At 57.0% G+C, this 10,687-nt stretch carries 10 protein-coding genes and 1 rRNA gene; 2 read left to right on the top strand and 9 right to left on the bottom strand.

Translation table 11 applies throughout. From position 1 onward, the window contains the following. Positions 1-107: ribosomal RNA gene (locus ET34_RS0111945) — 16S ribosomal RNA — on the bottom strand; the annotation flags it as partial. 156 nt (positions 108-263) lie between these two features. Beyond that, positions 264-509 (bottom strand): hypothetical protein, encoded by a 246-nt coding sequence (locus ET34_RS22550; protein ID WP_031522328.1) that lies wholly within the window; start codon positions 507-509, stop codon positions 264-266. A 56-nt stretch (positions 510-565) separates the two neighbouring features. Between ET34_RS22550 and ET34_RS0111935 the strand changes: the two genes are divergently transcribed. Together ET34_RS0111935 and mdtD are read left to right on the top strand one after the other, a co-directional pair. Then, positions 566-1,279 (top strand): FadR/GntR family transcriptional regulator, encoded by a 714-nt coding sequence (locus ET34_RS0111935; RefSeq protein WP_031522326.1) that lies wholly within the window; start codon positions 566-568, stop codon positions 1,277-1,279. Between the two features lie 13 nt (positions 1,280-1,292). Next, positions 1,293-2,690, top strand: a complete 1,398-nt coding sequence (mdtD, locus tag ET34_RS0111930; RefSeq protein ID WP_031522324.1) for a multidrug transporter subunit MdtD — start codon at positions 1,293-1,295, stop codon at positions 2,688-2,690. On the opposite strand, the gene rbsR is transcribed toward mdtD, so the two are convergent. From rbsR to kup, 7 genes are all read right to left on the bottom strand, one after another. Continuing rightward, on the bottom strand, positions 2,687-3,670 hold the full coding sequence (gene rbsR / locus ET34_RS0111925) for a ribose operon transcriptional repressor RbsR (RefSeq protein ID WP_072002022.1): 984 nt from the start codon (positions 3,668-3,670) through the stop codon (positions 2,687-2,689). The two genes, mdtD and rbsR, sit on opposite strands and share 4 nt — an antisense overlap. A gap of 12 nt (positions 3,671-3,682) precedes the next feature. Continuing rightward, positions 3,683-4,615 (bottom strand): ribokinase, encoded by a 933-nt coding sequence (gene rbsK / locus ET34_RS0111920; protein WP_031522321.1) that lies wholly within the window; start codon positions 4,613-4,615, stop codon positions 3,683-3,685. Between the two features lie 105 nt (positions 4,616-4,720). Then, positions 4,721-5,611, bottom strand: coding sequence for a ribose ABC transporter substrate-binding protein RbsB (gene rbsB, locus ET34_RS0111915; RefSeq protein ID WP_031522319.1), 891 nt, complete (start codon positions 5,609-5,611; stop codon positions 4,721-4,723). A gap of 26 nt (positions 5,612-5,637) precedes the next feature. Beyond that, positions 5,638-6,603, bottom strand: coding sequence for a ribose ABC transporter permease (gene rbsC / locus ET34_RS0111910; protein ID WP_031522318.1), 966 nt, complete (start codon positions 6,601-6,603; stop codon positions 5,638-5,640). 4 nt (positions 6,604-6,607) lie between these two features. Further along, positions 6,608-8,113, bottom strand: coding sequence for a ribose ABC transporter ATP-binding protein RbsA (gene rbsA, locus ET34_RS0111905; RefSeq protein WP_031522316.1), 1,506 nt, complete (start codon positions 8,111-8,113; stop codon positions 6,608-6,610). A gap of 7 nt (positions 8,114-8,120) precedes the next feature. After that, positions 8,121-8,540 carry a D-ribose pyranase gene (gene rbsD / locus ET34_RS0111900; protein ID WP_031522310.1) on the bottom strand — a complete coding sequence of 140 codons (420 nt, stop codon included), beginning with the start codon at positions 8,538-8,540 and terminating at the stop codon, positions 8,121-8,123. A gap of 179 nt (positions 8,541-8,719) precedes the next feature. Continuing rightward, on the bottom strand, positions 8,720-10,588 hold the full coding sequence (kup, locus tag ET34_RS0111895; RefSeq protein ID WP_031522308.1) for a low affinity potassium transporter Kup: 1,869 nt from the start codon (positions 10,586-10,588) through the stop codon (positions 8,720-8,722). Positions 10,589-10,687: the final 99 nt, after the last annotated feature.

Here is a 10,687-nt window from a genome sequence, read left to right as displayed (position 1 = left end):
CGCCACTCGTCAGCAAAGCAGCAAGCTGCTTCCTGTTACCGTTCGACTTGCATGTGTTAGGCCTGCCGCCAGCGTTCAATCTGAGCCATGATCAAACTCTTCAATTTAAAGTTTGATGCTCAAAGAATTAAACTTCGTAATGAATTACGTGTTCACTCTTGAGACTTGATAATGCTTTTTCGTCTTGCGACGTGAAAGATATCAGTACCCCGAGTGCCCACACAGATTGTCTGATAAATTGTTAAAGAGCAGTGCCGCTTCGCTTATTTCTCAGCGGCGCGGGCTGCGTATACTACACTATCCCGCTGTGGAGTCAAGCATTTATTTCGCTCGCCTTCACCTGACAGGCCGGCTTGCTTGCCGTTGTTCCGTGTCAGTGGAGGCGCATTATAGGGAGTTCTTTTTCCCTGACAACCCCTATTCTGAAAAAAGTTTTCGTTCGTTTCTTTTTTCGCCAATTCAGTCATAAAACAGCCCATAAACGTGATTATTGCTGTTTCTTCAACCATCGCAGTTCCTTGATGGCATACTAGCGCCGTTAAATACGGCTTAAGGACCAGCATTCATGTCGCTCTCAGAACAACAGCTCGCCGCACAGAAGAACCTTTCTTATATGCTGGCGGAAAAACTGGCTCGCCTGATCCTGAAAGGAGACTACGCCCCTGGCGCTATTCTGCCTGGCGAAATAGAGCTGGGAGAGATGTTTGGGGTCAGCCGTACAGCGGTCAGGGAAGCGGTTAAGACCCTCACCGCAAAAGGCATGGTCCTTCCGCGGCCACGTATTGGCACACGCGTCATGCCAGAAGCCCAGTGGAACTTCCTCGATAAAGAGTTGCTGTCATGGTGGATGGCAGACGCCCAGTTTGATGAAGTAGTGAAAAACTTCCTGGTTATGCGCCATAGTCTGGAGCCGCAGGCCTGCGCGCTGGCCGCGCAGAATGGTACAGCGATACAGAAAGCCGCACTGACCACGACGCAGGCGGAGATGGCCGCGCTGGAGAACGCCTTCGTACGCGACCGCTGGATTGAAGTGGACATGGCGTGGCACGAGCAGATCTATGCCATGAGCGGCAACCCGTTTCTTTCCTCTTTCGCCAGCCTGTTCCGCCCCGTTTACTATAACTACTTTACCGCCATCACGGCGGACACCGTGATAAAGCTCGATCTGCACCGCGCTGTGGTCGATGCTATTAATGAAGGAAACAGTGAAGCCGCGTTGAAGGCGTGTCAGGCATTATTGCAGGAACCCATTACTGAAGGGATAACACCTTCCCATTAAAGGCAGGAGTCGCATGAGTTTAAAAAAAGCACGAAGTATGTCTGGTCTGCCGTGGATTGCGGCAATGGCTTTTTTTATGCAGGCGCTGGACGCCACCATTCTGAATACCGCCCTACCCGCTATCGCCCAGAGTCTTAACCGCTCGCCGCTGGCCATGCAGTCCGCCATTATCAGCTATACCCTGACGGTGGCGATGCTCATTCCGGTCAGCGGCTGGCTGGCTGACCGCTTCGGCACGCGCAAAGTATTTATGACGGCGGTTTCGCTGTTTACGCTGGGATCGCTGGCCTGCGCCCTTTCCAGCTCCCTGGGCGAGCTGGTCATTTTCCGCATTATTCAGGGCATCGGCGGGGCGATGATGATGCCGGTCGCACGCCTGGCGCTACTGCGTGCTTATCCGCGTAGTGAACTGCTCCCCGTGCTGAACTTCGTCACCATGCCGGGTCTGGTTGGTCCGATTCTCGGGCCGATGCTGGGTGGGGTACTGGTTACCTGGGCCAGCTGGCACTGGATCTTCCTGATTAATATCCCGATTGGTGTGGCAGGCCTGTTCTACGCCCGCAAATACATGCCGGATTTCACCACACCGCGCCGTAAATTCGACATGAGCGGATTCGTGCTGTTTGGTCTGAGCCTGGTGCTGTTTTCCAGCGGCATGGAGCTGTTCGGGGAGAAGCTGGTTGCCAGCTGGCTGGCGTTGACCATTATCGTCTGCGGCATACTGCTGATGTTTGCCTATATCCGCCACGCCCGTCGCCATCCGTCGCCGCTGATCTCATTGCCCATGTTTAAGACCCGCACCTTCTCCGTGGGGATCGCCGGGAATATCGCTTCGCGGCTGGGTACCGGCTGCGTGCCATTCCTGATGCCACTGATGCTGCAGGTTGGTTTTGGTTATCCGGCGCTGATCGCCGGCTGCATGATGGCACCGACGGCGGTGGGGTCGATTCTGGCGAAGTCAGTGGTAACCCAGGTGCTGCGCCGGCTCGGCTACCGCACCACGCTGGTCGGCATTACGGTCTTTATCGGGCTGATGATTGCCCAGTTCTCATTGCAGTCGCCGGGTATGACTATCTGGATGCTACTCGTGCCCTTGTTTGTGCTGGGGATGGCGATGTCCACGCAGTTCACGGCGATGAACACCATTACGCTTGCCGATCTTACCGATGAGAACGCCAGCAGCGGCAACAGTATGCTGGCGGTTACGCAGCAGCTTTCAATCAGCCTCGGGGTGGCGGTCAGCGCGGCAGTACTGCGCTTTTATGAGGGCTTTGAGAACGCCAACACCATTGAACAGTTCCACTACACCTTTATTACGATGGGTGGCATTACGCTGGTGTCGTCGCTGGTATTTATGCTGCTGCGTCCGAAAGACGGGCGAAATTTGATTAAGGAGCGGCACCGCAGTTAAGCGGAGCCTCGCTCTATCAGCTCCGGCGTAAGCTGCAGTAGCTGCTGCGCCTGTTCAGGCTGCGCCATGCGATGGATAAGCACGTCGATCGCCAGTTCACCCAGTTCGTCTTTTGGCTGGTGAATCGTGGTCAGCGGCGGGGTCATATAGCGGGCAAGCTCAATGTCATCGTAGCCAATGAGCGCCATATCGCCGGGAATGGCGATGCCGGCGTGCCACAGCGCCTGATAAGCGCCCACCGCCATCGCATCATTGCTGATAAACACCGCCTGAGGCCGTTCCGGTAAGGCAAGAATGGTTTCCATCGCCCGGAAGCCTCCGGCAAACTCGAAGTCAGCGGTAACTTCATACTCTGCGGGGATAGCCAGTCCGGCGCGCGCCATGGCGGTGCGATACCCTTCCAGCCGCAGGCGTGCAGGCGTCTTATCCAGCGGGCCGGTAATACAGGCAATGCGGGTATAGCCCTTGTCGATAAGATGCTGCGTCGCGATATCGCCGCCCAGCAGCGAGTTATCCTGAATCAGGTCGCACTGCCCTTCCAGCGGTGCCCAGTCCATCATCACCGTCGGAATGCCCGGGTAGCGCCGCATAATATCTGCCGCAGGCTGATGCGTTTCGGTGCAGAGCAGCAGCAATCCATCGACGCGTTTCTGCATCAGCATCTCAAGGTTGCGGTTCATGCGCTGCTCATCCCCTTCGGTATTGCACAGCACCAGACTGTAACCGCGTTCAAAGCAGCTGCGCTCCACGCCGCGTACCAGCTCGGAATAGAAGGGGTTGGAGCTGGCGGTAAGCAGCATGCCAATGGTGCGCGTCTGATTCAGCTTAAGGCTGCGCGCCACGGCTGAAGGCGCATAGTTAAGGCTGATAACCGCAGCCTCCACCTTTTCCCGAATGGCATCGCTCACGAACCTGTCGTTATTGATGACGTGGGAAACGGTAGAGGTGGAGACACCCGCCAGGCGGGCGACATCCTTCATGGTGGCCAAGGTTTACCCCTGCTGACGCAAAAAGTCGTCGGTTTCACTGCGCCACGGCACTGAGGGCTGCGCCCCTTTACGCGTGACGGCAATGGCCGCAGCGGCATGGGCGAAGCGAATCGCCTCCTGCAGCGGCTTCTCTTCCAGCAGCGCGGTGACCAGAGCGCCGTTAAAGGTGTCGCCCGCCGCAATGGTATCAATGGCTGTGACTTTGAAGCAGGGAACGCAAGCGCCCTGGCCCTGCACACTGGCCCAGACGCCGCGGCTGCCCAGCGTAATGATGACCGTGTCGATGCCTTTGGCATGCAGCACCTGTGCGGCTCGTGCAGCGTCTTCATCGTTCGATACGCGAATGCCGGTCAGCTTTTCGGCTTCCGTTTCGTTCGGGGTGATGATGTCCACCAGCGCCAGCAGTTCATCCGGCAGTGCCTGCGCCGGTGCCGGATTGAGGATCACGGTGGTGTTATTTTGATGAGCGATCTGCGCAGCACGCAGCACGCTCTCTACCGGGGATTCAAGCTGCATCAGCAGCGCGCTCGCACTGGCAATCAGTGGCTGTTGCGCCTCTACCAGCGCCGGAGAAAGTGCGGCATTGGCACCGGCATGAATGCCGATCACGTTTTCGCCCTCGGCGTTCACAAAAATCAGCGCTACGCCCGTCGATTCACCGCTAATGGTGCTGACCGGCGCGATATCAATCCTGTCATTGACTAACTGCTGGCAGACGCGTTCGCCGGTATCGTCATCTCCCACGCAGGCGATGAAAGCGATATCCGCCCCGCTGCGCCCGGCGGCAACCGCCTGGTTTGCGCCCTTACCGCCAAACGCCACCTGATACTGGCTTCCGGTCAGGGTTTCACCCGGGGTGGGGAAGGCTGGCAGATTAAGGATATGGTCGGCATTGATACTGCCGAGAACGACAAGCTTGCCTGCGGTTTTGGTCATGGGGATATCCAGTCGAAATGCGCCACCGGACGGTGGCGCGTGCCATGCTTTTCTTTATGTCTTATCAGGCGAGGCATTTAGCGCTCGCCTGAGGAGTACGCCGTATTACTGCTTAATAACCAGCTTCAGGTCAACCGGGATCTTCGCCGTCACTTTCTCGCCTTTCAGCACTTTGTTAGCCGCGTCAACGCCGGTAGCGCCAATCTGCTCCGGCAGCTGCGCGATAGTGGCAGCCAGTTTACCGTCTTCCACCGCTTTCACACCGTCCGGCGTGCCGTCAAAGCCAACAACCATAACGTCGGTTTTACCGGCAGTCTGCAGCGCACGCAGTGCACCCAGCGCCATCTCGTCGTTCTGTGCGAACACGGCTTTCACGTCCGGATGGGCGGTCAGCAGGTTCTGCATCACGTTCAGGCCTTTGGTACGGTCAAAGTCAGCCGGCTGGCTGGCCAGCACGTTGAATTTGTGTGCCGCTACCGCCTGCTGGAAGCCTTCGCCACGCTCGCGCGCTGCGGACGTCCCGGCGATGCCCTGCAGTTCAATCACTTTCGCGCCTTCGCCCGCTTTCTTAGCGATGTAGTTACCGGCAATTTTGCCGCCCAGCACGTTATCAGAAGCAACGTGAGTGACGACGTCGCCTTTGTTCGCAGCGCGGTCGAGGGTGATAACCGGAATGTTGGCCTGGTTCGCCATTTTCACCGCGTTACCGACGGCGTCAGAATCGGTCGGGTTAATCAGCAGCAGTTTGGTGCCGCGAACCGTCAGGTCCTGCACGTTCGCCAGCTCTTTTGCCGGGTTGTTCTGAGAATCCAGCACCACCAGGTTGTAGCCCAGCTTGTCAGCTTCTTTCTGCGCGCCGTCTTTCAGCGACACGAAGAACGGGTTGTTCAGGGTAGAGATAACCAGAGCGATGGTGTCTTTTGCCATCGCATTTGCGCTTACGGTGGCGCTCAGTGCAACGGCGGAAACCAGTGTAGCCAGCTTTTTCATGTTCATGTTAAGAGATCCTGTGAAGTAGTGAGTTACTGCTTTTTGTTATCAACCAGCACCGCCAGGAGAATCACCACAGCTTTGACGATCATCTGGTAATAGGAAGAAACACCCAAGAGGTTCAAACCGTTATTCAGGAAGCCGAGGATCAGCGCACCGATAAGCGTACCCACGATACGGCCTTTCCCGCCGGCCAGACTGGTACCGCCCAGCACGACCGCTGCGATGGCATCCAGCTCATAACCCGTTCCCGCCGTCGGCTGTGCTGACGAGAGACGTGCCACTTCGATAACGCCCGCCAGCGCGGCCAGCATGCCGGACAGGGAGTAAACAATGATTTTGACTTTATTAACGCTGATACCGGACAGACGCGTCGCCGCTTCATTCCCACCCAGCGCATAGATGTAGCGCCCCAGACGCGTGTGGTGCAGCATGTACCAGGCCGCGAGGAAGACAATCGCCATGATCCAGACCGGGGTCGGGATACCCAGTGGGCGACCGATACCGAACCAGCCGAACAGATCAGCATTCTCAGTAAAGCCGGTATTCGCCGGGCTACCATCGGTGTACACCATAGTGACGCCGCGCAGCAGCAGCATCATGACGAGGGTGGCGATAAACGCCTGGACGCGCCCTTTCGCCACAATCACACCGGTCACGCTACCGATTGCAGCACCGGCCGCCAGCGCGGCCGCCACGGCCACCAGCGCGTTGACTTCCATGCCCACCAGCGAGGCGGCAACCGCCCCGGTGAGCGCCAGCAGGGAACCGACGGACAGGTCGATACCCGAGGTAAGAATAACCAGCGTCATCCCTACCGCCATGATGGCGTTCACCGAGGTCTGCTGCAGAATGTTGAACAGGTTATTAACGGTAAAGAAGTTCGGACTCATGGTGGAGACAATCGCAATCAGCACCAGCAGGGCGATCAGCGATTTCTGCTCCATCAGCCATGCTTTGGTGAAATAACGGCGACCGGAAACAGTCTGGGTTGTCATCATTTTACTCCTGATTCACGCGATTAAGCTTGCCGACGGCCGCAGCCATCAGCACTTCCTGGGTGGCCTGCTCGCGTGTGAATTCTCCACCGAGATGCCCTTCATGCATCACAATAATGCGATCGCTCATACCTAATACTTCCGGCATTTCGGATGACACCAGAATGATGCTCAGCCCTTCTGCCTTGAACTGGTTAATGAGCTGATAAATCTCTTTCTTCGCGCCTACGTCCACGCCGCGCGTCGGTTCGTCCAGAATCAGCACCTTCGGGCGCGTCATCAGGCCGCGGGCAATCGCCACTTTCTGCTGGTTGCCACCGGACAGCAGACCAATCGCCTGCTCCATGGACGGGGTTTTCACATTAAACAGACGGATAAAATCACTCACCGCCTGCTGTTCATCTTTATGGCGCAGGTGACCGACGTTGTGACTGAAGTAGCGCAGCGCGGTCAGCGACATGTTTTCTTTCACTGACATGCCGAGGATCAGGCCGTCGCGCTTGCGGTCTTCGGAGATGTAGACGATGCCGTTCGCCAGGCCATCCTGCGCGGAACGGGTTACCACTTCCCGGCCGTCGAGGGTTACGTGCCCGCTGGCGCGCGGCAGAGCACCGTACAGCACCTTCATCAATTCAGTACGCCCCGCGCCCATCAGGCCCGCGACGCCGAGGATTTCCCCCTGGCGCAGACTGAAACTCACGTCGTGCACGCCCGGGCCACACAGGTGGTCGACCTTCAGGCGCACCGCGCCCGGTGCTTTATCCAGATGCGGATACTGATCTTCAAGCTTGCGGCCTACCATCATCTCGATCAGCGAATCTTCGGTCAGGCTGGCGACGTCGCGCTCGGCGATAAACTGCCCGTCGCGGAACACCGTGACGTCATCGCAGATTTCGAAGATCTCTTTCATGCGGTGCGAGATATACACGATGCCGCGCCCCTGGGCCTTCAGCTCGCGGATCACCCGGAACAGCGATTCGGTTTCGGTGTCGGTCAGCGCATCGGTCGGTTCATCCATAACGATGACCTGAGACTCGAAGCTGAGCACTTTGGCGATCTCGACCATCTGTTGGTCGCCTATCGACAGATCGCCCACCAGGCGGTGGCTGTTGAAACGCAGGTTGAGTTTCAGCAGCAGCTTGTCGGCTTCGGCATGCATCGCTTTCCAGTCGATTTTGCCGAAGCGGTTAACGAATTCACGCCCGAGGAAGATGTTCTCGGCAATGCTGAGCTGAGGGATCAGGTTGAGTTCCTGATGAATGATGCCGATGCCTGCTTCCTGAGAGGCTTTCGGGCCGCTGAAGGTGGTTTCATTCCCCAGCCACAGCAGCGAGCCGGCATCGCGCTGATAGATGCCGGTCAGCACTTTCATCATTGTGGATTTGCCGGCACCGTTTTCGCCTACCAGCGCCATCACGCGGCCCGGATAGACGTTGAGTGCCGCGCCGGAAAGCGCTTTCACGCCCGGGAAGGATTTATCGATCCCTTTGAGTTGTAGTAATGCGTCCATGTCGGCCTCAGAAGGTTACGCCGGCACAGAGAATGATATTCGCATACGGGGAACACTCCCCGCTGCGAATCACCGCCTGGCTATCTGCGGTTTGTTGTTTGAACTGCTCATGACTGATGTAACGAATATCAATGGTGTTTCCCTGGTGTTGCTGCAGTTGCCTGATATGACCAAGCAACGTTTCATGGAGCTGCGGATTATGCTGTTTGATTTCCGCGGCAAGAACAGCAGCCTCAACCTGCATTTCTGCCGTCACCACTTCCACTACCTGCATAAAGGAAGGTACGCCCTGAGTTAATGCCATATCGATACGATCGGTGCCGCGAGGAATGGGTAACCCGGCATCGCAAACCACCAGCGTATCGGTGTGGCCAAGACGTGAGATGACAGAAGAAATTTCTGCGTTAAGTACTGTGCCTTTTTTCATTTTTCACTCCACTAGCGAAACGTTTCGCTGGCGGCAGTGTAGAGAAAGCGGTGCGCACTAAACAATCACCAGAATGTGAAAATGTGATCGCCATCGAAACGTTTCGCTCACGTTTACCTTAAGGCGTGAAACAAGGCGCTAACAAATGAAAACGCCTCCGCAGGGGAGGCGTTGAGGCGTCAGATTTCGACCTGGGTTCCCAGCTCGATAACCCGGTTCGGCGGGATCTCAAACTGGTCAGGGGCGCGCAGGGCGTTGCGCTGAAGCAGCAGGTAGAGTTTGCCGCGCAGACGCAGATACCACGGGCGCTTGCCGACGATAAGCGACTCGTGCGACATAAAGAACGAGGTCTCCATCATGCGGCAGCTCAGCCCCTCCAGACCGCAACGGTGGAAGACCTCTTCCACGTTTGGCGTTTCACGCCAGCCATAGCTGGCAACCACGCGCCAGAAGGTGGGCGACAGCTGTTCAATCGTTACGCGGCGCACGTTGTGCACGTAAGGCGCGTCTTCAGTACGCAGCGTCAGGAAAATCACGCGCTCGTGCAGCACTTTGTTGTGCTTGAGGTTGTGCAGCATGGCAAACGGAATGACGTTCAGGGCGCGCGACATATACACCGCAGTACCCGGCACCCGCACCGGCGGAGATTTTTCCAGCGAAGCAATCATCGCTTCCAGGGAATTGCCGTGCTCGTGCATCCGACGCAGCAGGCGGAAGCGTTCGCTTTTCCAGGTGGTCATGATGATGAACATCACCAGGCCGAGACTCAGCGGCAGCCAGCCGCCGGAGAACAGCTTGCTGAGGTTCGCGGAGAACAGCGGAATATCGATGCACATAAATGCCACCAGGATCAGCCCCACCAGCAGCTTGTTCCAGTGCCAGTTTTTACGCGCCACGGTGGTCGACAGAATAGTGGTCAGCACCATGGTGCCGGTAACGGCAATCCCGTAGGCGGCGGCCAGGTTGCTGGAGTGCTCAAAGCTGATAATGACAATCACCACCGCGAAATAGAGCATCCAGTTAATGGCGGGGATGTAGATTTGCCCGGACTCCATTTCAGAGGTGTGAATGATGCGCATCGGCGAAAGATAGCCCAGACGTACCGCCTGACGGGTCAGGGAGAATACGCCGGAGATAACCGCCTGAGAGGCGATTACCGTGGCGAGCGTCGCCAGTATCAGTAGCGGAATGAGCGCCCAGTCCGGTGCCAGCAGGAAGAACGGGTTTTTGATCGCTTCCGGGGTTTTCAGCAGCAGCGCCCCCTGACCAAAGTAGTTCAGCACCAGCGACGGCAGCACCACCGAGAACCAGGCCACGCGAATCGGTAATTTACCGAAGTGACCCATATCGGCGTAGAGCGCTTCCACCCCGGTGATCGACAGCACAACTGCCCCCAGCGCCACAAAGGAGATGGCTTTGTATTCCATAAAGAAGCCAATCGCCCACGCCGGGTTCAGCGCCTGCAGCACTTCAGGGTTGCCCATGATGCTGCGCACACCCAGTACCGCCAGCACCAGGAACCAGACCAGCATGATCGGGGCGAACAGTTTGCCCACCATGCCGGTGCCGTGCTTCTGGATCATAAACAGCAGGGTGAGAACAATAATAGAGAGCGGAACGATATAGGGGTCGAGGGAGGGGGCGGCGATTTCAAGGCCTTCGATGGCCGACATTACCGAGATTGCGGGGGTTATCACCACCTCACCATAGAAGAAGCTGCCGCCGATAAGGCCCATGATCACCAGCACCGAGGTCATCCGCGCTGAGGTATTACGCCCGGCCAGCGACATCAGCGTCAGGATCCCGCCTTCTCCGGCGTTATCAGCACGCATCACGAAGCTCAGATATTTAATTGAGACGACAATGATGAGCAGCCAGAAAATAAGAGACAGAAAGCCGAATACCGCCTCGCGTTCTACGCCGAAGCCAAACTGGCCGGACAAACATTCACGCAGGGTATAAAGCGGGCTGGTGCCAATATCGCCATATACCACCCCAATAGCCGCAAGCGTGACCGCAGAGAGTGATTGTTTCTTATCAGTACTCATAGACCCGTCTTTTAGTAATAAAGCTGTGGATGCGTTGCCACTGAACCCACAAAAAGGCGCACAGTATGCACGATTGGTAAAAAAATCGTACCCCTTCGT

This window comes from Siccibacter colletis (genome assembly GCF_000696575.1).
Classification (GTDB): Bacteria; Pseudomonadota; Gammaproteobacteria; order Enterobacterales; family Enterobacteriaceae; genus Siccibacter; species Siccibacter colletis.
This window is presented reverse-complemented; position numbering and strand designations above follow the sequence as displayed.

Coding starts and splice junctions, on each gene's coding strand:
- rbsD (WP_031522310.1), bottom strand. CDS start 8,540: ATGAAAAAAGGCACAGTACTTAACGCAGAAATTTCTTCTGTCATCTCA.
- rbsR (WP_072002022.1), bottom strand. CDS start 3,670: ATGAAGGATGTCGCCCGCCTGGCGGGTGTCTCCACCTCTACCGTTTCC.
- rbsB (WP_031522319.1), bottom strand. CDS start 5,611: ATGAACATGAAAAAGCTGGCTACACTGGTTTCCGCCGTTGCACTGAGC.
- ET34_RS22550 (WP_031522328.1), bottom strand. CDS start 509: ATGGTTGAAGAAACAGCAATAATCACGTTTATGGGCTGTTTTATGACT.
- rbsK (WP_031522321.1), bottom strand. CDS start 4,615: ATGACCAAAACCGCAGGCAAGCTTGTCGTTCTCGGCAGTATCAATGCC.
- rbsA (WP_031522316.1), bottom strand. CDS start 8,113: ATGGACGCATTACTACAACTCAAAGGGATCGATAAATCCTTCCCGGGC.
- kup (WP_031522308.1), bottom strand. CDS start 10,588: ATGAGTACTGATAAGAAACAATCACTCTCTGCGGTCACGCTTGCGGCT.
- rbsC (WP_031522318.1), bottom strand. CDS start 6,603: ATGACAACCCAGACTGTTTCCGGTCGCCGTTATTTCACCAAAGCATGG.
- ET34_RS0111935 (WP_031522326.1), top strand. CDS start 566: ATGTCGCTCTCAGAACAACAGCTCGCCGCACAGAAGAACCTTTCTTAT.
- mdtD (WP_031522324.1), top strand. CDS start 1,293: ATGAGTTTAAAAAAAGCACGAAGTATGTCTGGTCTGCCGTGGATTGCG.